A 25,982-nucleotide genomic window follows, 5' to 3' on the forward strand; every position below is an offset into this window, starting at 1 on the left:
GCGGCTAATCCTCCAGACCCTAATGGATCTTAGTTTCTAGCCAACGATTCGCACACACCACTCCCCATCCTCACACTTCTGGCTCAACACCCAAGGCTCGTAACTGTGCTGCCAAGCGTTCAGCGCGTTGCAGGGCAGTTTCTTTCGCTTCCCGCTCTTGTTCGGCTCGTTCTGCACCAGTAGGAATTACATTACCTTCAGCGTCACACCACCGCAACCAAACATCTCGCTTACCTTCATATACGCCTTCCCACAGACATAAACCTAACTCAACTTCAGTCAGCCATTGCTCGCTCGTAGCTATATATTGTCGCCCTCGCAACTCGTACATCTGTAGAACTTCACCGCCAAGTTGCCGAGTTGGGTCAAAGATAATGTAATACATTATCCGCATCCTGGCGTACTCTAATAATTTTCGCCCTGTTTCATTGCCTTCTCGATTGGAGACAATTTCAATTACTACCTCTGGCGGTTTGCCAAACTCCCAAAAGAAATAGGAGCGATGTCTTTTTTCCCACCAGTTTTCAGCTACTTGTACATCCAGGCTCAAAAATACATCTGGCACAATCGGCGGTTGCTTACCAGTAGTAAATAACCCCACATTGGCGGCCACGAGAAACCCTTGGGCATTACTTGCGCCATTCCAAGAACTGTAAAGGGTTTCTGTCAGTAGGCGTTGTTGTTTTTCTGACGGCAGATTATCCAAGGGTTCATCGTCCTCTGTTACCAAATGACTAACATCTGGTAACAAATCTTCTGGTAATAAGCCAGCGTCTGTCAAGGTGATAGATTCACTCATAAAGAAGTCTGGGGATAGCGGCTTAATTCTATTGTGGCAGCTGCATTAATCTCCTTCATCCTACCAGTAGATTTTCTACACCTACTGTTGTTGTCGAAGTTGCTACCTGGATAATCCTACTGTATTGCAACCGCCACTGTAGAGCATTAGAAATTGTCAGGTAGCCAATTTCTGGCGGTTGCTGCAAAATTCTTTCTGCAAGTATTTCACGCCCAATTTCTTCTATTGGAAAGTTGCGTTCTTCTAAAAATGCTATTACATCTTCTTTGTTACCATTACGGCGTAAGATTTCTTTTAAACCGTAGGTGGTTTGATAATCTCCAGTTCTTTCTCTTGATACAAAAACGACATTCTGGAATTTTAAACTAGCACTGCGAGAGCTATGCTCATCAATCTTTTCATATGCGAATATCAGCAGATGATAACCCAATCCATACACCTTTTGACTGGCATTCCGAAAGGGACAAGAAGATTGGGGTTGACGAATTGATGTCACTTTTAAATCAACTTCTAATCCGGGAAAATCAATTCCCAAAGCAGCACTACCAAGGGTGTATCCATACTTGGTAGACAAATATTGATTAAAAGTCAACTCAACATAGGTTCCTACTGCTTTGCCATCTGTAACGCCATACAAATTAAGAATCGGTGTTGCGCCAAGTACAACACAAAAATCTCGTGCAGCAGTTTTGAGAGAGGATAAGGTTAGCACTTCCATTTTTTAAATAGCCAAAGTTAATTGTTGCCAACCAGATTTACTCAATTCAAAGTTTCTTTGACCGATTCTTTTGCACACCCACTCTACACAAGCTGGTACAATAGCATTCCCAAATAATGCGTATTGATCATAAATTCTGGCAACTTGACACCAATCATCAGGAAAACCCATAAGTCTGGCATATTCAATATTAGTTAAACGTCGAAATTTATCACCTACTTGGTAACGTTCATAATGCCTTGATGTTGAGGCGGTCAATGTTGATGCAATGCCATTAGTTCCGAAGATAGTATAACCAAGTCTCGCGCCTCCATCTTGGTTGTACAAAATTTCAACTCCATTACAATAACGATTTACAGGCTTACTTTGCTTAATCCGCTCTAGCGTATCGGCAGTAAAATCAAACTGGGTATCCACCATTGACTCATCCTGAAGAATATCCTGAAGCCTCTTTCTCGGTTTGATATTAGGCAATGACGAAATATTTTGAGTGAACATCTGATTTTTATAGGCAATTCCCCAATTCTCATTTTTACTTTTCATCGTCATGATTGGCAACATATATTTTACCAATGGGACTTCGATGTTTGGCAATAAAATATTGTCTTCTTTAGTTAAAAAGACTGATAGTTTTTCTAAAGTATTAGGTGTTATATCTGTTGAGTTTAATTTAGTGCCAAAGATAAAAATTCTATCTCGATTTTGAGGGATACCAAAGCTCAATGGGCTAATTATTCGCCATTCGATAAAATAATCTAGTTCAGACAGCGCATTTAAAATTAATCTAAAATGATAGCCGTTTTCCATTGTCATAAGTCTTTTGACATTTTCCAAAAAGAAATATTTTGGCTGCTTCTGGTCTAATATTTCTATAATGCGTTCAAATAGTGTTCCCCTAACTCTATCTCTCACGCCAAGTTTTTTACCAGCAGGACTAAAAGGTTGGCAAGGAAAGCCAGCAGTTAAAATATCGTGATGGGGAATGTCTAAGATGGAGATTTCGTTGATATCGCCTAAAGTAATTGAGTCTTTGCCAAAATTACTTTCATAAATTTTACAGCAAAGTTTGTTAATATCATTCGCCCATACTGTTTGAATATTAGCATTTGCCATACCCAGGCGAAACCCACCGATACCCGCAAAAAGCTCTAAAGCTTTGAGTTTGTTTGTTGTCATCTACAAATTTTGAAACAAGTTATGGCTGTGGGCAAATAGGTATATTATTCATTATCTTTGCTTTCTAAATTCAAGTAATTGGTGGGCATTGCCCACCCTACTTAGACAATTCTTTAGTTTACTAAGACTTTGGTTTATAAGTCGAAGCAACGTGTAATTCTTTCAACTGTTTAGCATCTACACTCGAAGGTGCATCTGTTAACAAACAACGCGCTTGTTGTGTCTTCGGAAAAGCAATTACATCCCGAATGGATTCTTCTCCAGCTAGCAACATCACCAAACGATCTAAACCGTAAGCGATGCCACCATGCGGCGGTGTACCATATTCAAATGCTTCTAAGAGAAAGCCAAATTTACTTTGTGCTTCTTCAGGAGATAAACCGATCGCTTCAAAAACTTGCTGTTGAATTTCTCGCTGATAAATCCGCAGACTTCCGCCGCCAACTTCTACGCCGTTGAGTACCAAGTCGTAAGCTTGGGCGCGTGCAGTCTTTAAGTCACTCAAATCATCAGGATGCGGTGCTGTAAATGGGTGGTGCAGTGCTTCTAGACGTTTTTCGTCAGCATTCCACTCGAACATCGGAAAATCTGTAATCCATAGCAAGTTGATTTTTTCTGGATCAATTAAGCCAAATTCTTTAGCGATCGCTTGCCGTAATCTATCTAATGTTTTATTAACTGTAGCAGTATCACCAGCCCCAAACAATAGCAGATGTCCAGCTTTTGCACCTGTGCGGCGCAAAATTTCTTGTTTTTGTTCAACGCTGAGGTTGTCTTTAATCGCGCCAATGGTGTCAATTTCGCCATCATCCCTGACGCGGATATAAGCTAAACCTTTAGCACCGGCTTCGCTGGCTTCTTTAAATAAGTCGCCGCCTGGTTTAATGCGGACATTAGAAATTACATCGTTACCGTTGGGAATGGGGAGGATTTTGACGATACCACCATTGGTAACAGTGTCCCGAAAGACTTTGAAACTAGAGTCTTTGACAATATCTGAGACATCAACTAATTCCAAACCATAGCGGGTATCTGGTTTATCACTACCGTAGCGTTCCATCCCCTCAGCGTAAGTGAGACGGGGGAAAGGGCGGTGTAACTCAATACCTTTAACGGTTTTGTAGATATGGCAAACTAACTTCTCGTTTAGTTCGATAATTTCTTCTTGAGACATGAAGCTCATTTCCATGTCCAACTGGGTGAATTCTGGTTGTCTGTCGGCGCGTAAATCTTCATCACGAAAGCAACGGGCAATCTGATAATATCTGTCTAAGCCGGATACCATCAGCAATTGTTTAAATAACTGGGGTGATTGCGGCAAAGCATACCACTCACCAGGATTGACGCGACTGGGTAGAACATAATCCCGCGCCCCTTCTGGGGTAGAACGGGTAAGTATTGGGGTTTCGACTTCGATGAAACCTTCCAAATCTTCCAGATAACGACGCATAGCTTTGACAATTTGATGACGCAGTTGCAAATTTTGCGCCATGCGATCGCGTCGCAAATCCAAATAACGATATTTCAGCCGCAAGTCTTCCCGCACTGTCTCGGTGTCAGCTACGGAAACTTGGAAAGGTAATTGTTTGCGAACAGCATTCAGGAGTTCAATTTTATCGGCGTAGATTTCTACCTCGCCTGTTGGGATGCGGGTATTCAACGATTCTTCGGGACGTTGTGTTACTCTACCAGTGATTTCAACAACATATTCATTTCGCAGGGCGTTCGCCTGCTGATATGAATCTGGGGTGCGTTGCGGATCGCTGACGATTTGGACAATTCCAGAGCGATCGCGTAAATCTAAAAATATCACACCACCATGATCGCGGCGACGGTCTATCCATCCGTAAAAGGTAACTGTTTCTCCAATATGTTCTTTTCGGAGTTCGCCGCAATAGTGAGTTCGCATAAGTGTTAGTTCTGTTTGTCTGGGCTAGATTGGCAAGAAAATGTCAAAGCCTTCCCATTATCTAGCATCAATAGTAATTGTAGTAGTTCTGGTGAAATAAAAAATCAAATGATCTAACATTATTTGGTCAAAAAATTCCTCTTTAATCTCTTTACTCTGTGTTCTGTGCGCCTCTGTGGTTAAATAAATTACTTTTTAACCGCAGAGGCACAGAGAGATCAGAGAGAAAAAAACAGATTTTAGGAGTCACCTTGAAAGGGCTAGTCCTAACTCCAATACTTCGGCGTTTTCTTGTTCAACCTCTAAACAAAGTTCAATAGCTTCTTTAATCCGCTCTATCAGTTAGTCTAGAGATTTGGCTTGGGTCGCAACGCGATCCAGCAAGACTAGGCACAGAGGCAACAAAATAACCTTTAGAGTCGCGTTCTACAATGACATTGAATTCTCTGGTCATCTGGAGATTTTTGTTTGGTCGGGTAATGTAATTTTAGAGTAGTTGAGTAGCTGCGAGCAATTATCGCTGATGCAACCCACAAATTTAACAAACTTTGGCGGGTTTAAGTCCCCGGCTACAAGAGAAGCCGCAAGTATGTCTGTCTGATCTAAATCCCCCTTACAAAACTGTACTTCCGACTTCCGACTTCCGACTTCCGACTTCTTTAATCACTGTCTCCATAAAAATCTTCATCTAATAACTGTTCTATCAGAAAAGGACAATCGAGAGAATATTCTGCGTCCGTTGGTTTTCTCACTCCTAATTTAGCTTTTTTACTTTCTTTAATTGCCAGCTTGCGAGCATCGGCATAGGCTTTAGAAAGGACTTCAGTAATATAGTTCTTAAAAGAAGGATTTTCTTCCAAATCCTTGTTTACTCGGAAACGATGTTCGGTGACAGAACTATACCAGCTTGCTTTCATCATCTCTGGAGCATCAGATTGAACGGTTAACTTGATTAAATGAGCAATCAAGATTGTTAAATTACTAACAAATGACCGTTTATCGGACTTTCCCATGTCTTCTAATTCTACAAGCAAATGCTCCCAATCTATATCATTAAAACGATCTTCTTTAATCTGTTCAATAATACTTTCTCGCCAAAGATTGAAATCTTGTTCGTAGAGTTGATTGTTCATATAGCAATCCTAAAAAATAACGGTGAACAGAGAAGTTTGAGCAGGCTTTTAGTGATGATTTTGCTCTTGAAGCTTAACAATTCTTTCGCGCACAGGCTGACGAACATCGTTCCAATCTTGAGCAGTCATCTCAGTTACAGTTCCAGAGTTGAAACCTTCCAATAGCATACACAAACTGGACTGGTTGACTCATAATTTTTTTTGTTACAGCTTAACCCGCCCTGCAAGAAATTCCCAAGCGGAACAAAAGCGAAGGGACAAGACTTTGAGGATTTTTGTTAGTTAACCGGGACTTACGCACTGTACAAATTAATCATGGTATCCTTTTACCAAAATAGGTTGTTTCAGGCTTTGATTAATCCAGGACTTACGCAAACAATAGCTGAAAAGAATGATTTTTAGGTAGGGGCAATTCATGAATTGCCCCTACAGCGTGTAGTTTTGCGTAAGTCCTATAATCATTATTTTGATGGTAAATAGATCCGCGCTGTAGGGGTTTAGCAATGCTAAACCCTGACGACAGATCCGGTTTTTTCCATCACATATATTTGGTATTTTCTGTCAATGCGTAAGTTGTATTAACTAGCAAATTGGGTCTTAGTTAGTAATGTTGCAAGGTAGACCGCTCCCATAAGTTAGGGAACTGCTCCCATAAGTTAGGGAACCGCTCCCGTCACGAGGTAGACCGCTCCCGTTATGAGGTAGACCGCTCCCGTCACGAGGTAGACCGCTCCCGTTATGAGGTAGACCACTCCCGTTACGAGGTAGACCGCTCCCATAAGTTTGGGAACCACTCCCGCCACGAGTTAGACCGCTCCCGTCACGAGTTAGACAGCTACAGTTGCAACCTTGATAACTACAGCTTAAATATGGTGACACCAACTTCAATATTGCTGATGACACCTTAAGCATTCAAAGGTAAGGACGCACAGTTATGCGCCTATACCGCGTGTTACATCCAAAATTTTTGTATTTTCCTTATTTTACCAAAATCCGAAATATTGCAGAGTACAGTTGTATAAAATATCATTAAAAACTTCTTGCTGACGCAATTATGCCGCCAGACTACTCCGGTCAAAATCTCCAAGGTCGCTCTTTTAAAGGTCAAAACCTGACTGGGGCAAACTTTAGCAAGGCGGATATTAAAGGAGCAAATTTTACCAACGCAATTCTTAAAGATGCTGATTTCACAGGTACTAAGGCTGGACTACAGCGACGTTGGACTATTGGGTTGCTTATGTCCTCATGGCTGCTATCGGGAATATCAGGGTTTTTCTCAATTACTTTTGGTGTATTTATAGCATATCTTTTTAACACGGAAGCCCAAAGGACTGCAAACTTCATCGCGGGGATAGTCTGCCTAATTGTGATGCTGGTTTTTTGGATTATTACCATTAGTAAGGGTTTGACAACAGGTTTAGGAGCCGTAGCCTTTGCTTTCGCCTTTGCCTTTGCCGTAGCCTTTGCCGGAGCCGTAGCTTTTACCGGAGCCGGAGCAGGAGCTTTCGCCTTTGCTTTAGCCTTCGCCGTCGCCGTCGCCGTCGCCTTTGCTGGAGCCTTTGCCGTAGCCTTTGCCGGAGCTTTCGCCGTAGCTTTCACCGGAGCCGTAGCCGGAGCCTTTGCCGTAATCGTAGCTATAACCGTAGCCGTAGGCGTAGCTGTAGCCTTGACGGTAGCCTTTGCCGGAGCCTTCGCCTCAGCTGTAGCCGGAGCCGGAGCTTTTGCCGTAGCTTTCACCGGAGGCTTTGCCGTAGTCTTTACATTATTTAGTGCTTACATTGGCTGGCGTAGTCTCGCTGGAGATGAAAAAGAAGCTTGGGTTCGCTCATTTGCGATCGCTTTTGCAGCCACAGGTGGTACAAGTTTTTGTAATGCTGATTTAACTGATGCTGATTTTACTGGTGCAACTCTTAAAAATACAGATTTGAGAAAGGCTAACCTCACACGCACTCGTTTTTATGAAGCTAAAAAATTAGATTTTGCTAGAGTAGACAACTTAATATTAGCTAACCGAGGTGTTCTCAATTTGCTAGTAACTGGCAATGGTAGAGAAAAATCTTATGCTGGTGCTAACTTAAAAGGCGCAAATCTCATCGGTGCAGATTTAAAAGAAGCAAATTTAAAAGGTGCTGATATTACAGAAGCCACCTTCCAAGGTGCTTGTTTAGAGCGGGCAAACCTAACTCTAGCTCAAGCTGTAGGTACTAACTTCACCAGCGCTCAAATGACAGGTGCTTGTGTGGAAGCGTGGAATATTGAAAGTACAACCAAGTTAGATAATGTAGATTGTCGCTTTATCTATCTTCTCGAAAACCCAAAGTCTGAAACAGATGACCGCGAACGCCGTCCCAGTAGTGGCGAATTTCAACCAGGAGAATTTAGCAAGCTCTTTGAAGAAGTCTTAAATACTGTCGATTTAATTTTCCGCGATGGCATAGACTGGAAAGCTTTTGTTAATGCTTTCCAAACAGTACAAGACCAAAATGAAGGGACAGAATTAGCTCTACAGAGTATTGAAAATAAAGGTGACGGCGTTGTTGTCGTTAAAGTCGGTGTACCTTTTGATGTTGATAAAGAAAAGATTCATAGCGATTTTACGCAAAATTATCAACTGGCACTGCAAGCTGTAGAAGAAAAATATAAAGCACAATTACAAGCTAAAGATGAACAGATAGTCATTTATCGCCAAACAAGTGGAGAAATGGCAGAGATTGTAAAATTATTAGCGAATAAGCCGATTAATGTTCAAGTTGACAACAAAGTAGAGAATAAAAATATGACTAACAGCAATGATGCCAGCCGCAAAATTGAAATTGGCAGTGTTGGCAGAGATTTTAATGCTAGTGGACAAGCTTTAAATTTGGGTGACATCAGTGGTACGGTAACAAATACTATCAACGAGTTAGCAGCGTCTCCCGAACCTGATAAACCGGGAATTAAGGAATTGTTGACGCAATTGCAAGCAGCAATTGAGGCTGATACAAACTTACCGCCAGAAGATAAAGCTGACGCATTAGAGCAAGTGAAAGCCTTAGCAGAAGTGGGGAAAAGTCCCCAAGAAGGGGGAATGCAAAAGGCGGGGAAAACGGCTATAAAGATTTTAAAAGGGACGATCGCTAGTTTACCCAGTGCCACAAAGTTGGTTGAACAGTGCAGCAATCTATTGCCGTTGATTTCAACTTTCCTGGGTTTAGGGTGATCCTTTTGCAATACAACTTTGACCTCTCTCCAAACCTCTCTCCTAAAAGGAGAGAGGCTTTGAATCTTACTCCCCTTCCCTACAAGGGAAGGGGTTGGGGGTTAGGTCTGTATTTAACTTTGAGAATAAGATAAAATTATAAGTAAAAGTATTAAGAATTTTAAAGAAACTAATCAATGTCCAGCATTTCTCTTGACAAAAGTAACTCTCATGTTGTCGTTATCGGTGCGGGAATAGGTGGATTGACTGCTGGGGCATTATTAGCTCATAAAGGTTACAGCGTCTTAATTTTGGATCAAGCCCTCGTACCAGGTGGCTGTGCTTCGACATTTAAACGGCAGGGATTTACCTTTGATGTGGGAGCAACTCAGGTTGCGGGGTTGGAACCAGGGGGAATTCACCACCGCATTTTCTCAGAATTGTCAATAGATTTGCCGGAAGCAACGCCTTGTGATCCGGCTTGTGCGGTGTATTTACCTGGGGAAAGCACACCGATTAATATCTGGCGCGACCAAGAGAAATGGCAAGAGGAACGACAAAAACAGTTTCCCGGTAGCGAACCTTTTTGGCAATTGATGGCAACTTTATTTAATGCCAGTTGGGAATTTCAAGGACGCGATCCGGTGCTACCACCACGTAATTTATGGGATTTGTGGCAGCTAACGCAAGCGGTACGTCCCAGTACATTAATTACCGTACCCTTCACTTTGTTGACGGTAGGAGACGCTTTACGGTTATGTGGACTGGGAAATGACCGACGACTGAGGACTTTTTTGGATTTGCAACTGAAGCTATACTCCCAGGTGGATGCAGAACAGACAGCATTACTTTATGCCGCAACAGCGTTGAGTGTATCCCAACTGCCCCAAGGATTGTTTCACCTCCAGGGAAGTATGCAAATATTAAGCGATCGCCTAGTACAATCCTTAGAAAGAGATGGCGGTAAATTGTTGATGCGCCACACTGTAGAAAAAATCAAAGTAGAGAATGGCAAAGCTACTGCTGTAGTGATTAGAAATCAGAAAACTGGCGAAGTCTGGACAGAAGCAGCCGACCACATAGTTACTAACGTCACCGTGCAAAACTTGGTGCAGTTATTGGGAGAACAAGCGCCATCTGGTTATCAAAATCGGGTAGAAAAACTGCCGCAAGCATCGGGCGCTTTTGTAGTGTATTTGGGTGTAGATGCCAGCGCTATTCCGCCTGGATGCCCTCCCCACCTACAATTTATGTACGATGTCAATGGCCCCATTGGCGAGAATAATTCCCTATTTGTTTCCGTTAGTCATCCTGGAGACGGTCGCGCACCGGAGGGGAAAGCGACAATTATCGCTTCTTCATTCGTAGACCCGACACCGTGGTGGCAGACTGATGATTATGAAGGACTCAAACAAAAGTATACCCTGCAAGCGATCGCTCGTCTTGCCCAATACTTCTATCTCAAACCAGAAACTATTATTCATCAAGAAGCCGCAACACCCCGCACCTTTGCCCATTTTACAGCCCGCGATCGCGGTATAGTTGGCGGTATTGGTCAAAGGATTCCGACTTTTGGCCCCTTTGGGTTCGCCAATCGTACACCAATTGAGCATCTATGGTTAGTTGGTGACTCCACCCATCCAGGGGAAGGTACTGCTGGAGTGAGTTATTCGGCGCTAACGGTAGTCAGGCAAATTGAGGCGCAAAACTTATCAACTACCAGTCATTGAAAAGTCCTTCTTCCTTAGCAGCCAAGTCATACTTGTAACTGATGACAAACGGGACAGAAAACTGATGAAATAAGATTAGTCTTGCTAATCTGGAGTAATGACAGACAGCGTTTTAATTCTTGGTGGACGGGGGCGGATTGGTAGCACTGTTGCTCAGGATCTAGCTACCCATACGCAGGCACAAATTACGATTACTGGACGTTCTGCGGAGTTTGGGAGGGCTGTTAGCTTGTCTTCGGGAGGACAAGTGCAGTTTTTGGTATTAGACTTGGCAGAACTTGACAAGCTGCGAGATGCGATCGCAAACTCTAACTTAGTCATCCATTGTGCTGGGCCATTTCACTATCGAGATACTAATGTTCTCGAAACCTGTATTTCTCAAGGCGTTAATTATCTAGATGTCAGCGACCATCGTTCCTATACCAGCAAAGCTCTCAAATATCATCAACAAGCTGCTGCTGCTGGTGTGACAGCAATTATTAATACTGGCATTTTTCCTGGTATTTCTAACAGCATGGTACGTCAGGGTGTTGAACAATTTGATCAACCAGAAAAGATCCATTTAAGTTATTTAGTTTCGGGTTCTGGTGGTGCTGGCATTACAGTCATGCGGACAACTTTCCTTGGGTTGCAGTATCCGTTTGAGACTTGGATAGATGGAAAATGGGAGGTAATCAAGCCTTATAGTGAAAGAGAAGTAGTTGAATTTCCATCTCCCTATGGACGCAGTGGAGTTTACTGGTTTGATATGCCAGAAACCTTTACACTACCCCATGCCTTCCCATCAGTTAAAACTGTAATTACTAAGTTTGGCTCTGTTCCCGATTTTTACAATCACCTAACTTGGATTGCGGCACACATTTTTCCCAAGTGGTTAATGCAGCGTCGTTACATGATTGAATTTCTGTCTCATGTCAGCCATTCGATGACAGATGTCACTAATAATTTTAGTGGAATTGGGGTAGCAGTTCGTTCAGAAGTTACAGGGCAAAAAAATGGTGAAACAGCCGTTTATTGTTCAACTGTAGTGCATGAAAATACAGCTGTGGCTTCTGGTTGCGGCACAGGTAGTATTGCCCAATTATTGCTAGAAGGTAAGCTCAAGAAACCAGGTGTTTTTGCTGTGGAAGAAGCACTACCAACAAATTTATTTGAAGAGGTAATGCAAAGCCGAGGAATTAAAATTAATCACACTTGGTTGTAGCTTAATACTCTTGGGTTAAACACGCAAGCTAAAGGGCTTATCATTATCCATATTTGAAAATCTCACGGTTCTCGTTTAAATGCAATATGGCTAGGGGCACAGCATTGCTGTGCCCTTACAAATGGTTTGTATTCTATGCAATTGAGAACCGCTATATAATCAAGTGAAAATTTCAGTCCACTTGAGTGGACTTGAGCTATTAGCCCAGAACTGAAGTTCTGGGCGGGATGTCAGTAAGCACGACAACTTGACTATTATAAAAATCTAGGTAGTGCTAAATCCTAAAAGATTCAGATAGCATTAACTGAACTATAGGTAAAAATTAATATACCCTGCGGTAGAAGGAAGAACTGTACCTAAACATTTAGGATGCCTGTGAGCCTTAAATATTGAATATATTACCAAGGCTCATAACAGAAAAATAGGAGGGTTTTTTCGTGCAAAAAATTTTATTAACTTTAAAGCAAGCATTACGTTCAAGCTTTTTGGTTGTTGGCTTAATGGTTTTTATCGGCTTGTCAGGTTCCTTCATTTTCGTTCAGCAAGCTAGTTATGCAACTACTCTTGAAGAATTAAAGCTAATACCTCCAGAGTATAAACCAAATTCTGAAGAAAAACTTAATCGTGCTAATGAATATGACCCAGGTGTTGGCGTTCAAGAAGAAAAACGACAAGAAGCTTATGAGGAAGCAATAAAAGATTCAAAAAACCTTAATACTATAGAAAAGGCTTACGAAAGGAATTTGAAGGCTGAGAAAGAACAAAATCCCCCAGAAAGTTTTGGTGAAAAAGCGAAAGAAGTTATTGAAAAGGTGACAGGTAAATAGGAAATATAAACCTAACCCCCAACCCCTTCCCGACAAAGGAAGGGGAATAAGACTCAAAGGCTGTCTCCGGTTTGGAGTCAGGTTTATAAAATTAAATTGTCGGGTGTGTAATGCCAAAGGCTAACGCACCTTAAATTGTTGATGGTGCGTTACGCTACAAAAATTGCTTTTACTCAAATTCATCTATTGTGGTGGGAGGAGTAGCGTTTCTCTGATTAGCAAAATTGCGCTCATACCACTTCATTAATGGAGTTGCACTAATTCCATGCACAATCACCGAAGCTACAATAGTAGTGTAAGTTATCCAAGCAATTTGTTCGGCTGCTTCACCTTTTAAGCCATGACGAAACGCATAGGCTAAATAATATAAAGAACCAACACCGCGAATGCCAAACCATCCAAATAACCACCGAGTTGCTGGGTGCAAGGTTCGGCGGTGTGAGTCTAGAGGACGTTTACCTATTGTGCTAATCCAAACTCCTAGAGGTCTGATAATCAAGAATAACAAAATTATCACTAACAAAGATTGCATAGCATAATTGAGCATTGGCTGCAATAACAATATTGAACCCAATAGTAAAATTGTTCCAACTTCCAGCAGCTTTTCAACTTGCTCAACAAATTCTAATTCTGCTAGCGGTTTTTCAGGATTTCTGTAACTGCGTTGCACAACTAACCCAGCAACAAATACTGCCAAAAATCCATAGCCATTCACCATTTCTGTTAAGGAATAAGTTAGTAAAATTGTGCTGATAGCAATAAAGTCTTCCATTAACTTATCGGCAGCACGGCGTTTTTGAATTTTTTGTTCAATCCAAACTATAGATTTGGCAACAACAATTCCCATCACAATACCACTTGCGATCGCCCAAATTAAATCAACTGTAATCCACTTTTGAAACCAGTTGCCCCAGTTGTCATCTTTTAACGCATAAATGCCAAAATAAACGAAGGGAAAAGCTAAAGCATCATTTAACCCACCTTCAGAAGTTAAACCAAATCTCAACTCATCTTGGTCATTTGTACTGGTCAATTGTACTTCTGATGCTAATACTGGATCGGTAGGTGCAAGAATTGCTCCTAATAAAATTGCTTCTCCCCAATTCATCCCTAAAAACAATTTACCCACAGCAGCCAGAGCAAAAATTGAAATTGGCATCAGAAATACAATCAATCGCACCGTAATATCCCAAACCCCCAACCTTAGAGGACGAACAATTCTTAAGCCGCAGCTAAATACAGAAATAATTACTACAAGTTCTGTTATTCTCTCCAGCAGTTCGGCGTTGAAAACTTCATCTCGACGTAATTGAACCAGCCCTAAGCCGTAAGGGCCTAGAAAAATACCAACTAGTAGGTAGATAATGGCAAAAGAAAGAGGTAAGCGAGCAATCCAACCTGACCCTAATGTGACGATCAGCAAAAGTAGACCAATCACAAATAAGTCAATAATATAGATATCTACCATATAGCGATTTATATAAAATTAGGTGTTGCTTTGTAAGCTTAGTTGCAATAGCTTTGTATTATAAATAACCTATGGGCAGATTTTTTGGGATTAGGGATTGGGGATTCAGACCCGCCACTCAATTGGAGAAGAAGGGATATAGATAAATTTGGCTTTGGCTTTGCCCGCACTTCTCTACGAGAGGCCGCGCCAACGACAAAGCTCATTCACCACCGTAGGCATCGCGCTTTAATTCTCGCGTCTGGATTCAAACACAGCCCCTAAAACGAATGGCACGCTTGTAAAGCCCAAAGGCTTGTGTCGCCTCGTTCCCAGTCTTAAGACTGGGAATGTATTTAAAAGAGGGCTGCTGCCTCTGGTCAAGCCACTGGAGGCGACAGCCCGCCAGGATGGGTTAAGAGCTTCTAGGCTCTTAACCAGTCAGGGCAAGGGCTGTATCTTAACTTAGTGCCATTCGCCCCTAAAACAATCGCATGTAACACGGGAATATCGCTAATGCACGCCTGTACGCTCATACTAATGGTCTATCTTCCCTACTTTCTCACTCCGACATCGCCACTTTTAGTACAAATATACTATAATATAGATAGCGTCCACAAAGCCTAGCCAAATGCATAACGGCTCTGTGAAAACCTTCTGGAAGATGGATTCAAGGGTTAGTTCGATGATGAAGCATTACATTCTCAACCTCAATCCGACTGCCAAGCATGAATGGGATCGGTGTATTTTACGTGATCCGCTGACTGCCAAACGCCCAGACATTGCCAAATTAATTGCTGAAGCGGTTGGTGCTGATACAGGCAGTTATTTGGTCAGCGTGAATATCGAAGTTCAAGTTTTGCAGCAAGCGGCGGTACCTCAAGCCGAACAACTCTCGCTTTCATTTCCAGAGGTGAGTGTGCCGTCACAACCACAACTGCGGGAAGTGGCTTGAGCTACAGTGCAGAGTTTAGCAGAAAATAATTAGCCTGCATCAGCAGGCTTACTTCGTGTAGCCGCAGACTTCAGTCTGACGGCTAACGGAATCATGAGTATATGGGCGGACTTAATCTTAGAACGGAAAATTAATGGCCTTGTTTAAAGCTAATTTCAAAAACTCAATTGTCTGATACAGAGTATATATAAATATGAGGGTCTAATTTAAAATTTGTTGAGAGTTTATTTGAACTTCATTTACGCTAAAATTCAGTCAAGCGACTGTAAATAACTAGTGGATAACGATCGCTATCCCTGCACCTCAGACATCGCTTTTTCTCCCCTAATTCAGTACATTTGGGCTATAATATATATAGCGTCCATTAAGCTTAGTTAAGTGTAAAACTGCTCTGTGACAGCCTTCTGGAAAAGAGATTCAAGGGTTGGTCTTATACTTAAACACTACATTCTTGACCTGAGAGGAAAATTATTAAATGATGCAACTGAGTCATTATCCAGGTGCGATTTCACAAGCTGCCCAACGGGCTAATGAGATAGACTCTCAGTTGATGGCAGTGCAGTACCAAGTTAACCGATTTGAAGGCAATGCAGACCGCACCGCCGCCTTTGAGATGGATTTGAAAAATGATGCTCAACGCAAGGCTCGCCGCTTTGAGGTACTGCTTGTGAATCAGGAATATCAAAAGTCAATAGACACCCAAATTCGATTAACTGTCGATAAAGCAAATGCAATCGCTCATTTGGAATATCTGCGTAATCAGTTTAGTGTAGCTAAGTTGGAAGCAAGATTAGCCATCGCTCAACAACTCTCTGATTTTGAATCTCGTGAATTAGTTGGTTTGTAATCACACCCATAAACCCCAGATTTAAATCTAGTACAGCACGGCGTAAATAAACCACCCATTCAAAATCAATGAAACGGTTACGCTGTATTCATTTTGGATTTTGAATTTTGAATTTTGAATTCCGCCCTGCGGTACTAGGGTTATGTAAACCAAATCGGTGATTGTAGATTAGCCAGGTAATTATAATTTGTGGGACAGTAGTTGGGCAATTTGCTGATTAATAATTGCCACGTCAAAACGCTGACTAGCAGTACTTCTGGCATTATTGGCAATAGTTGCAGTTATTTCTGTTTCCTGTAAACAGATAATAATTACTTGTGCAAGTTCCTGGGGTTCTCGTGGTGTCACTAGAAAACCATTAAGTCCATGTTCTACTAATTCCATTACACCGCCAGCTTTTGCTGCAACTACAGGTTTTCCACATAGCATTGCTTCTACAATCACTCTCCCAAAGGGTTCTGGGGAAGTAGAGGTATGTGCTACCAAGTCACAAGCTGCCATTAACTGGGGAATATCAGAACGAAATCCTAAAAATTTGACGCGGTTTTCTAATCCCAATTTGGTAACTTGTTGGTGTAGCTTTTGGACGTAATCTTGTTCGCCAAATAGTGCATCACCCACTAAAATTGCTGTCACTTCTGGCGGACATTTGGCAAGGGCATCAATTAAAATATGCTGCCCTTTCCAAGGTGCAAGACGGCTAAAGTGTCCGACGACAAATTTTCCTGACAATCCTAACTGCTGCCGTAATTTATTAATGTCAGACTCATTAGTTTGATAAGTTTTTGGATCAAAGCCGTTATAGACAACTTCGATAATGTCTGAGCGTCCTCCTGCTTGCACAAAGGCTGTTTGACTAGCTTGGGAATTAGCAATTACTAATGATGCAAAACGATTAGCTAAGTTAACAGCAATGCGAAGATTCGTTTGGCTAAAATGTTCTGTGGAAAGTATATCATGTAAATGATAGACCAGAGGGCGACGACTGAAAAAACTTGCTAATGCTCCAACAACTAATGCTTTTTGAGTGTTGGCATAGATTAAATCGTATTCACGCGCTTTTTTAACTACCTTAGTAATCAAAGGCGCAAGTTGTCCCAGACTCTTTAATCCTTGTACCAAACTGCTTTCTTTGCGAACTTGGATTGCTTGAGTTGTGAGAACTTCTACTGGGATATGATTTTGCTGTAGTAAATGTTTAAATGGCCCATCTGCAAATAAACCTACTAAAGCGCGATCGCCATACGGTTTAGCAATATCTATTAAACATAATTCGGCACCGCCTGGTTTACCGCTTTGGTCTAGAAAAAGAATTCTCATTAAACCTCTATTTTATCTAATTTGACCCACGTAGCGCCCTTAGAACACCAATTCAGTAATCGTGAAAGAACCTCTCCCCCAACCCCTCTCCGAAACGGAGAGGGGAGTTTGGCTCCCCTTTCCCTAGTAGGGAAGGGGGGGTTAGGTTTTTGATTACTAAATCGATGCTCTAGCATTTCTTGCATTCACTTGTTTAAGCTAATAAAATATTCCGTACTTGTTGGGCAATTTGATTCCAGTCGTAGTGTGTGGTGGCGTACTGGCGACAGGCTGATCGTGAAGGTATGGGAATATTTCCCAATAGCGCTTGTTCTAATTTTTCAGCAATGGCTGAGGCTTCGATTGAAGTAGTAATTAAATCAGGTGAAAATTCTGATAAAATTTCTGGCATTCCCCCAACTGGAGTACATAAAACAGGAGTACCACAGGCTAGAGACTCGATTATTACTAATCCAAATCCTTCAAAAGATTGACTTGGCATAATAGTCAATTCAGCAGCTTGGTAAGCTATAGGTAATTGCTCATCAGGTAGAAAACCTAAAAATTTAACGTTGTCGTCTAGTCCTAACTCTGTAGCCTGTTGTTGTAGTGCAGCTTGGATGTGACCACGACCTGCGATCGCTAGCCAAACATCTGGTATTCTGGGCTTAATTATAGCCATAGCTTGCAATAGTTTGTCAACTCCTGTTCGATGTACTAAGCGGCGTGATGTAAATAAGATACGGCGATTACTAGGCCAGCCTAGCTTTGCACAAGCCTCCTGGGGTGATAAATTTGGTTGAAACCAGTTAATATCAACTCCACCAGGAATAACATTAATTTTGCTCCACGGTACTTGATATTTTTGATGTAAAATTTTACCAAATGCTTTGCTCAAAACAATGAAGCGATCGCAGCGATTATAAGTGTTTTGTTCTATTAGCCAGTGCTTGATCAAAAGACTGAGGTTTTTATTAACTACCTCTTGCTGACTCTCAGAAGCCCAAGGGCCATGAAAGTTAAAAGTAACTGGTACTCCCTTTGGCAAAATATCTAAAATAGGAAAGCTGTATAATGCAAAGTGCAAATTAATAGCATCTGGTTTGTTGGTTCTTGTTTTCTGAAAGTTAGTGCGAATTGACCATAATCTTTGCCAAATAGCACTATCGGGACTCGCCAAGTTAGTCAGCTTAACTGGCGAATTTATTTCCGCCTCTGGTAAACCGACTCCGCATAATTCAACCTGGTCTTGATTTGCTGCTAATTTATGAGTTAGTTCATAAATATACCTTTCTAATCCTCCGGGACTTTTAGGAAACCAGCCTAATCCAAGAGTGAGAATAGATGCAGATGCTGACGCAAAACTTTCTTGCTTATTTTCCATCGATGTGTTTCCTATAAATGTATTAAAACAGTAGGGGCACAGCAATGCTGTGCCCCTACAGCCTGTTATATCCCAATCTGAATTACTAGAATTTCCGAATACACATTACCAATAAGAGTTTTTTGATAGAACACCAATTTATAAACTATTTATATGCCAACGTCAATAATGAATTAAAGTCTGTGTTTTTATTAACCAGATAACACTGACTAGGACAGATATGATACTTACCAGTCAAGGAAGGTGAATGCTAGACAGGAAGAGGGAGAAACCACTATAAATCAATAACTTTCAAAGGATTTTGTATGAATTTTTACTATCTTTATTGAAAAAAAAGTAACCATTAGTACATTAAAGAATCTTTTTTAAGAGATTAACTGAAGTTTTAAATAACCATGTGGTTTTTATAAAGTTTATGTAAATAGTAAATTTTTAATCTTGAACATTTGTTATTGATATATCATCAGATGTCCTCTCCCTAAATGACTTGTATATTATCCAGTTAAAAATAGTTATATTTTGTGCGGATTTTATAAATAATGTTTGTATATAAATAATTAAAAGCTTCAAACTTATATGATAAATAAATTACTGACGCAGTTAGGAAAACTCCGTTACCAGCTAAATAAGCACATCAAAAAATTATCTAAGACTAGATATTTACAAAGAAGTAAAACTTTAAATTTTTTACTCAGTCTGACTGTTGGAGTCATTGTTACTACCCTTGGAATTACAACAGACTGGGCGACAACTGGAACACTCACGCTTACCGACAAAACATCGTCGATAAGTAATACTATTAGCAGTGAAAATCTGCGGGTGCAAAACAATACTGAAACACCCACGCTTACTTACAAAAGATCGTCGATAAGTAATACTATTGGCAGTGAAAATCTGTGGGTAGAAAACAATACTGCAACCCCCAAGCTTACCTACAAAACATCGTGGATAGGTAATACTATTGGCAGTGGAAATCTGCGAGTACAAAACAATATTGAGGCAATGTATGTTGCATCTGATGGCACAGTTTATACTAACAGCCATTGGGATGAGGCGGGAATGGAGGCAGCAATCTATAAGGATGGTAAGGTTATTGGTGCCATTGGGGATACTCACGGTTGGAGTCGTGGTGGTGGCAAAGCGGTAACAGCAAATAGTAAATATATTTATCTTGCCATGACTCAAGGTTCGAGGGGTAAGATAAATGAAGATTACCCACCAGAAGGAACAAGTTGGCATTGCGTTAGACGTTATGACTTGTCGGGAAAACCTGCGCCGTTTCCGAATGGGCGTGGCTGGGATAAAAGTATGTTGATTACCAGCACTAAAAGCGAAATTACTGGATTAGCAACTGTGGAAAGCGAGTTGTATGTGAGTGATTCTGCTACTAACCACATTCGTGTCTATGATACTGACACGATGAAGGAACTCCGCAACTTTACCGTTGCTAATCCGGGAGCAATAACTATTGATTCACAAAAAAATCTGTGGATTATTCAAAGCAAAAATGGTAGTAATCCTGCACACATTATACATTATTCCCAAAGTGGAAAGCAATTGCCCCAACAGATTGCAGATATCGTCGAACCAACAGCGATCGCAATTGATCATCAAGGTAAGCTGTTAGTGGCAGAAAATGGCCCACGTCAGCAAATGTTGATTTATGACATCAAAGATAAGCCGGTGCAGGTGGGTAGTTTCGGCAGTAAGGGCGGTATATATGCAGGAGTTCCTGGTGAAGTTCGAGATTTGAAACTTTATGGACTTACTGGAGTCGGTACAGATGCTTCAGGTAATATCTATATAAATAGTGATGGTTTCAACAAATCAGGAACAGATTTGCGGGAATTTTCGCCATCGGGAAAACTGCTGTGGCGATCGCTGGGATTGATTTTCGTCGATAATGCAGATGCTGATCCTAAAACTGATGGTGTAGATTTATTCACCAAACAAGAACACTATCTGATGGATTACAGTAAGCCTGCTGGTAAGCAATGGACTTACAAAGGCTACACTTTAAATGCTTTCAAATATCCTCAAGATCCACGTCTGCATACATCGCCAGATGGAACCTTTGTTCGCCGCATCCAAGGGAAGCCGTTTTTGTTCCTCACAGATATGTATAGCAGCTTTCTGCAAATATATCGTTTTAATCCAGCCACAGATGGCCAAGTTGCTATCCCAGCCGGAATGTTTGTCGGTAGCAATGGCGCAGATAAAAAATTTCTCACCGGAAATTGGCCACCGCATCAACCAGAACAAGGGGAATGGATCTGGCGCGATCGCAACGGTAATGGTAAATTTGAAAAGAACGAATACGATCGCAGCAAAGATTATCCCTATCTCGGCGGCTGGTGGGTAGACAGCAAAGGAGATGTTTGGAAAGCTTTGCGAACACCAGATGGTACTGCTATCCGACACTATCCTTTACAGGGAATAGATCCTAAAGGCAACCCCATCTACAGCTATAGTTCGATGGAAAAGCAAACTACTCCCAAAATATTTAACGACTTGCGGCGGCTCGAATATTTCCCTCAAACAGATACCATGTATTTGTCAGGCTTCACAGTAGATCACCCCGCCTTCGGCGACGATACCGGAGTTGCTGGATCTGAGATTGCCCGTTTTGACAATTGGAGTCAAGGAAATCGGACTCCCAAGTGGCGGGTTGTGATTCCTTACGACAGCACCGGCAAACGCGAAGTTTCCACAGCTGCGATAAGTGTGGCAAAAGATTATGTATTCGCTGTGACAGTTAAAACCGCAGAGGTATATGTCTACAATGCAAAGACGGGAGTGCAAGTACAACAGTTAAAACCAGGCCCAGAAGTTGGCAGCGAAAGTGGCTGGATTGATATACCCTACGGTATCCGCGCTTTTCGTCGTTCAAATGGTGAGTATCTGGTATTTGTGGAAGAAAATTGGAAAGGAAAAGTGATTGTGTATCGCCTAGCAAGTTGAGTAGTTACAGCAATTACGATACAACACAGCTTTGATATCATGTCCGGGTAATTAGTTATGATTCCATAGTCATTGCACCCCACACGCCAGATGCTCCACTTGAGGAGACCCCTTAATCCCCTCCCCGCAGGCGGGGAGGGGAGACAAAGCGCAGCTTTGGCGGGGTGGGGTTCTTCGGGTTTAATAAGTAATCAAGCGGACATAATATGACTATAAGCTTAAGCAAGCCGCAGATCCCCGACTTCTTTGAGAAGTGGGGGATCTTGTTTCTCACAAATGATTCAGGATTGCTATATGTAGAAGAATATGTGATTAAATGTATCGCATATTTAAGAAATAAATAGAATGCTCCATGCGTCGAGACTCAATTTTTTACAAACTGTTTCAACAATCCCCCACTCTTTTATTTGAACTATTGACAAATCCCCCAACCAATGCAGATGCTTATCGATTTGATTCGGTAGCTGTCAAGGAACCCAAATTTGAAATTGACGGGGTATTTCTCCCACCAGAAAGCGATACTCCTGGAGTTGTATATTTCTGTGAGGTACAGTTTCAGAAAGATGAACAGCTTTATGAAAGAGTATTTGCTGAATCTTCACTATATTTCTACCGCAACCGCGCCAGATTTAACGACTGGCAAGCAGTTATAATTTATCCATCTCGTAATACTGAACAAAGTAACATTTACCCTCATCGGGGATTTCTCAATAGTAACCAAGTGCATCGGGTATATTTGGATGAATTGGGGAATATTCGCCAATTACCTTTATGGGTAGCGTTGATGGTACTGACTACACTTGAGCAAAACCAAGCACCAGAAGAAGCCAAGTATTTGTTAACCAGAACTCGTCAAGAAGTGCCATTAGCAGCGAGTCGCGCCATAATAGAGATGGTAACGACGATCATGATGTACAGGTTTGAACAATTAAGCAGAACGGAGGTTGAATCTATGCTGGGAATAACACTACAGCAAACGCGAGTTTACCAAGAAATTAAGGCAGAAGGGCGAGAAGAAGGACTAGAAGAAGGGCGAGAAGCGATGGCTAATGCTATTTCTCGGCAATTGACTAAGCGGCTTGGAGAACTGTCTGAGGAAATGCGCTCCTCCATTTCTGGTTTATCTTTGCCTGTTCTCGCAGATTTGAGCGATGCACTGCTTGATTTTACCACCTTGGCTGATTTGCAATCTTGGTTACAAGGGCGAATAAATTAAACTACTTCTTCCTGCTTTTGACTTAAATACATGGCAATTCCTTTCTCGTAGTAAGCTGCCTCATTAATAAAAATAGGATAAACAGTAGACGCTCCCTCATAGAAAATATCTTTTCCTTCAAAAGTCAGAAACATTGGATCACCGGGATTCAGAGGTTCATAATCTCTAAACTGAAGCTGGGGATGAATCATGGCTTGAATCTCTCCACGTAGGCGCAGCCCGCCGTAGGCATCGCTTCTAGGATAATCGACAGTTCCAATGTATTGATAGAGTGTAAGCTGGCTGTTTGTCTGCGGAATATTACCTTGGTTGCACCCTTCAAAATAGTCTAAAATTGCATAAATAAGCTGCTCTGTTTTCTGAAACAATTCAGCCTTTAAAACATTCTGAGCCACAGCACCAACTTCTATAACAAAACCCAATTCGCACAGAGAACGGAGAAAACCACCTTCTCTAGATTGTTGATTAACAAAAACTTTTACCATCGGATTGATAGAACTTAAATAAGCGCCTAACCGAAGTAAGAAAGGATGCATATCACAAAAAATCAGACTTAACCCCATGTTGGCAGTTGTGCTGTGCAAATCAACAATTACATCCACAAAGGGCTGATTTTGCGGTTGCAATATCTGTTGAATTACTTTCGCCCGCGTATCTTCATAACTTGAGAGTTGGGGATTTTGTAAGCCTTCATTAGTAAAGCAACGATTTAAATCCTTATCAATGTATCGTTTGCCTTCTTCAATAGCTTTGAGATTGCCAAGTAATGCCAGAGTTTCAAAACTTGATCTATTGATTAAATTAGGATACTGCTGAAACTTTTTGACTAAATGTACTCCTGTTAACTCATTACCGTGATTTCCTCCAACGATCGCAACTCGTTCAATCTGACTCATAACAACCTCATATCTAAAAAACTACCCTGCGGTTATTGAGAATGGTGCAAGATACAAGATAGAAGTATACCTGCTGCTGACTAAATCTTGTAAAAGACTGACGCGATGTCTACGACGGGCGTAGCTGCCGATCCATGTTCGAGCCAAAATATGATAACTGTTAAGCTGTTGGTTTTGGCATAAAAGGGGAGGAAATTTATGGGGTATGATTTTCAAGCGATGCCTCCGGCGGGGTACGCCTACGCTGAACTTTACAAAAACGCTCTCCTCAACGACGTACTCCCATTTTGGGAAAAATACTCCCTCGATTGGCAGCAAGGCGGCTATTTCACCTGTCTTGATCGCCAGGGACAAATTTATGATACAGACAAATTCATCTGGTTGCAAAACCGTCAGGTGTGGACTTTTTCCATGCTTTACAACCAGCTAGAAAAACGCGAAAACTGGTTGAAAATTGCCAGCAATGGCGCTAATTTTCTCGCCCAACATGGCAGAGATAGTGATGGTAACTGGTACTTTGCCCTCACCCGTGAAGGGAAACCACTGGTTCAGCCTTACAATATCTTTTCTGATTGCTTTGCGGCGATGGCATTTAGTCAATATGCACTCGCTGGCGGCGAAGAATGGGCAAAGGATGTGGCAATGCAAGCTTATAACAACGTATTACGCCGCAAAGACAACCCCAAGGGCAAATATAATAAAACATATCCCGACACACGCCCGATGAAATCATTGGCTGTACCGATGATTTTAGCCAACCTGACTCTAGAAATGGAATGGTTGCTGCCAAAAGAAACACTAGAGAATGTTTTAGCTGAGACTGTCCGCGAAGTGATGACCGATTTTCTCGACCCAGAACGGGGACTAATGTACGAAAACGTTGCCCCTGACGGTTCCCACATAGATTGTTTTGAGGGACGGCTGATTAACCCAGGTCACGGTATCGAAGCGATGTGGTTTATCATGGATATCGCGCGTCGCCAAAACGATACTAAAACTATTAACCAAGCCGTTGATGTGGTGCTAAATATCCTAAATTTTGCTTGGGATACCGAGTATGGCGGATTGTATTACTTTATGGATGCAGACGGTCATCCCCCACAACAATTGGAATGGGATCAAAAGCTGTGGTGGGTTCACCTAGAGTCTTTGGTTGCATTAGCGATGGGCTATCGCTTGACAGGTCGTGAGGTGTGTTGGGAATGGTATCAAAAGATGCACGATTACGCCTGGTCACATTTTGCTGATTCAGAATACGGTGAGTGGTTTGGCTATCTCAATCGGCGTGGAGAAGTATTGTTGAACCTTAAAGGTGGCAAATGGAAAGGATGTTTTCACGTACCGCGTGCATTGTACCTTTGTTGGCAGCAATTTGAGGCGATCGCTACTCCTTTGCAATAGACTTGTTGCAAAAATTCATGTTCATAACCACAATTTAAGCTATGGTAACGACAGCTTGAACGGGATTTCCAAGAAATAAATTACTACTTGTGGGGTGGGCATCTTGCCCGCCCAGTAACCAAAGGCGGGCAAGATGCCCATCCCACAATAAATAATTGGATATTTTTTTATTTGTCAGTCCCTTAGTGTACAAGTAAAAGTAGAATCATTGCCATTAAAAGGATATTCGATGAATGTTGTGACACCTAAGCGATTTACGATCGCTGAATACCATCGATTGATTGAACTCGGATTTCTGACAGAAGCCAATCATATTGAATTAATTCGAGGAGAACTGATTCAAATGACAGCAAAGGGAACACCTCATACAGTTTGTAGTTCTATCCTATGCCGTCAATTGGATCGGCTTTTAGGTGATCAAGCAGTCATCCGTGGACAAGATCCGATCACCCTTCCTAATCAAAGTGAACCTGAACCGGATGTTGTGATTGCACGAGGAAGAGATGAAGATTATCTTGCTCATCATCCCTATCCTGAAGATATTTTGTTAGTGATTGAAATTTCGGATAAAACTATAGATTATGATCAAACAACCAAGCTGTCATTGTATGCAGAAGCCGGAATTTGTCATTACTGGATTGTGAATTTGCCAGATCGTCAACTTGAGCGTCATAGCCAGCCATATCAAAATGCTCAAAGCAAGTTTAGCTATCTCAGCAAGCAGATTTCTCTATCTAACCAGTCAGTAACCATTCCTGGATTTGAAAATGCCTTATTAGACTTGAGTCGGTTGTTTCCAGAGGGTGCTAGTGAATAATTTTGTGAGTGCGATCGCCTAAATAAGTGTGGTTCTTGCGTACTTAGCGTGCTAAATCAATATTATAGTGCCAAGAAAGTAAAGC

The 25,982-nt window shown here is 41.6% G+C and carries 19 protein-coding genes; 10 read left to right on the plus strand and 9 right to left on the minus strand.

All coding sequences use genetic code 11. The features are described from left to right. Nucleotides 1-70: 70 nt before the first annotated feature. From HWQ41_RS32935 to HWQ41_RS32955, 5 genes are all read right to left on the minus strand, one after another. A complete protein-coding gene (locus tag HWQ41_RS32935; protein ID WP_292772249.1) occupies nt 71-799 on the minus strand; it encodes a Uma2 family endonuclease in 729 nt (242 codons plus the stop codon). Between the two features lie 55 nt (nt 800-854). Next, a complete protein-coding gene (locus HWQ41_RS32940) occupies nt 855-1,517 on the minus strand; it encodes a restriction endonuclease (protein WP_292772251.1) in 663 nt (220 codons plus the stop codon). Nucleotides 1,518-1,520: 3 nt separating this feature from the next. Then, entirely contained in the window at nt 1,521-2,693 is a 1,173-nt protein-coding gene (locus tag HWQ41_RS32945) for a DNA cytosine methyltransferase (RefSeq protein ID WP_292772253.1), read from the minus strand. A 121-nt stretch (nt 2,694-2,814) separates the two neighbouring features. Beyond that, on the minus strand, nt 2,815-4,602 hold the full coding sequence (gene aspS / locus HWQ41_RS32950; RefSeq protein ID WP_292772255.1) for an aspartate--tRNA ligase: 1,788 nt from the start codon (nt 4,600-4,602) through the stop codon (nt 2,815-2,817). A 659-nt stretch (nt 4,603-5,261) separates the two neighbouring features. Beyond that, on the minus strand, nt 5,262-5,735 hold the full coding sequence (locus HWQ41_RS32955; protein WP_292772257.1) for a DUF29 domain-containing protein: 474 nt from the start codon (nt 5,733-5,735) through the stop codon (nt 5,262-5,264). Nucleotides 5,736-6,789: 1,054 nt separating this feature from the next. Here HWQ41_RS32955 and HWQ41_RS32960 point away from each other — a divergent pair. The 4 genes from HWQ41_RS32960 to HWQ41_RS32975 all read left to right on the plus strand — a co-directional run bounded on the left by HWQ41_RS32960 (nt 6,790) and on the right by HWQ41_RS32975 (nt 12,674). Beyond that, nucleotides 6,790-8,934, plus strand: a complete 2,145-nt coding sequence (locus HWQ41_RS32960) for a pentapeptide repeat-containing protein (protein ID WP_292772259.1) — start codon at nt 6,790-6,792, stop codon at nt 8,932-8,934. 176 nt (nt 8,935-9,110) lie between these two features. Continuing rightward, nucleotides 9,111-10,643 carry a C-3',4' desaturase CrtD gene (gene crtD, locus HWQ41_RS32965; RefSeq protein ID WP_292772261.1) on the plus strand — a complete coding sequence of 511 codons (1,533 nt, stop codon included), beginning with the start codon at nt 9,111-9,113 and terminating at the stop codon, nt 10,641-10,643. A gap of 97 nt (nt 10,644-10,740) precedes the next feature. Then, nucleotides 10,741-11,847 (plus strand): saccharopine dehydrogenase NADP-binding domain-containing protein, encoded by a 1,107-nt coding sequence (locus HWQ41_RS32970; RefSeq protein ID WP_292772263.1) that lies wholly within the window; start codon nt 10,741-10,743, stop codon nt 11,845-11,847. Nucleotides 11,848-12,284: 437 nt separating this feature from the next. Further along, complete coding sequence (locus HWQ41_RS32975) at nt 12,285-12,674, plus strand: hypothetical protein (RefSeq protein ID WP_292772265.1); 390 nt, start codon at nt 12,285-12,287, stop codon at nt 12,672-12,674. Between the two features lie 169 nt (nt 12,675-12,843). Here the strand turns inward: HWQ41_RS32975 and HWQ41_RS32980 are convergent, their stop codons facing one another. Next, nucleotides 12,844-14,142 (minus strand): sodium:proton antiporter, encoded by a 1,299-nt coding sequence (locus HWQ41_RS32980; protein ID WP_292772267.1) that lies wholly within the window; start codon nt 14,140-14,142, stop codon nt 12,844-12,846. Nucleotides 14,143-14,806: 664 nt separating this feature from the next. On the opposite strand from HWQ41_RS32980, the gene HWQ41_RS32985 reads away from it, so the two are divergent. Both HWQ41_RS32985 and HWQ41_RS32990 read left to right on the plus strand, forming a co-directional pair. Next, nucleotides 14,807-15,076 carry a hypothetical protein gene (locus HWQ41_RS32985; protein ID WP_292720957.1) on the plus strand — a complete coding sequence of 90 codons (270 nt, stop codon included), beginning with the start codon at nt 14,807-14,809 and terminating at the stop codon, nt 15,074-15,076. A 475-nt stretch (nt 15,077-15,551) separates the two neighbouring features. Further along, nucleotides 15,552-15,923 (plus strand): hypothetical protein, encoded by a 372-nt coding sequence (locus HWQ41_RS32990; protein ID WP_292772269.1) that lies wholly within the window; start codon nt 15,552-15,554, stop codon nt 15,921-15,923. Between the two features lie 180 nt (nt 15,924-16,103). Here the strand turns inward: HWQ41_RS32990 and HWQ41_RS32995 are convergent, their stop codons facing one another. Together HWQ41_RS32995 and HWQ41_RS33000 are read right to left on the minus strand one after the other, a co-directional pair. After that, nucleotides 16,104-17,243 carry a glycosyltransferase family 4 protein gene (locus HWQ41_RS32995; RefSeq protein WP_292772271.1) on the minus strand — a complete coding sequence of 380 codons (1,140 nt, stop codon included), beginning with the start codon at nt 17,241-17,243 and terminating at the stop codon, nt 16,104-16,106. A 193-nt stretch (nt 17,244-17,436) separates the two neighbouring features. Continuing rightward, nucleotides 17,437-18,606, minus strand: a complete 1,170-nt coding sequence (locus tag HWQ41_RS33000) for a glycosyltransferase family 4 protein (RefSeq protein WP_292772274.1) — start codon at nt 18,604-18,606, stop codon at nt 17,437-17,439. Nucleotides 18,607-19,182: 576 nt separating this feature from the next. Here HWQ41_RS33000 and HWQ41_RS33005 point away from each other — a divergent pair. Then, a complete protein-coding gene (locus HWQ41_RS33005) occupies nt 19,183-21,567 on the plus strand; it encodes a hypothetical protein (protein ID WP_292772276.1) in 2,385 nt (794 codons plus the stop codon). A 352-nt stretch (nt 21,568-21,919) separates the two neighbouring features. Continuing rightward, nucleotides 21,920-22,783, plus strand: a complete 864-nt coding sequence (locus tag HWQ41_RS33010) for an Rpn family recombination-promoting nuclease/putative transposase (RefSeq protein WP_292772279.1) — start codon at nt 21,920-21,922, stop codon at nt 22,781-22,783. Here the strand turns inward: HWQ41_RS33010 and HWQ41_RS33015 are convergent. Further along, the gene (locus HWQ41_RS33015; RefSeq protein WP_292772281.1) at nt 22,780-23,679 is read right to left on the minus strand and encodes an aspartoacylase; all 900 of its coding nucleotides are present in this window, start codon (nt 23,677-23,679) and stop codon (nt 22,780-22,782) included. The two genes, HWQ41_RS33010 and HWQ41_RS33015, sit on opposite strands and share 4 nt — an antisense overlap. A gap of 198 nt (nt 23,680-23,877) precedes the next feature. Here HWQ41_RS33015 and HWQ41_RS33020 point away from each other — a divergent pair, with 198 nt between their 5' ends. Further along, a complete protein-coding gene (locus tag HWQ41_RS33020; RefSeq protein WP_292772283.1) occupies nt 23,878-25,080 on the plus strand; it encodes an AGE family epimerase/isomerase in 1,203 nt (400 codons plus the stop codon). Nucleotides 25,081-25,309: 229 nt separating this feature from the next. Next, complete coding sequence (locus HWQ41_RS33025) at nt 25,310-25,897, plus strand: Uma2 family endonuclease (protein ID WP_292772285.1); 588 nt, start codon at nt 25,310-25,312, stop codon at nt 25,895-25,897. The last annotated feature ends 85 nt before the right edge of the window (nt 25,898-25,982 follow it).

Origin of the sequence: Nostoc sp. NOS(2021) (assembly GCF_017115025.1) — a bacterium.
Classification (GTDB): domain Bacteria; phylum Cyanobacteriota; class Cyanobacteriia; order Cyanobacteriales; family Nostocaceae; genus Nostoc.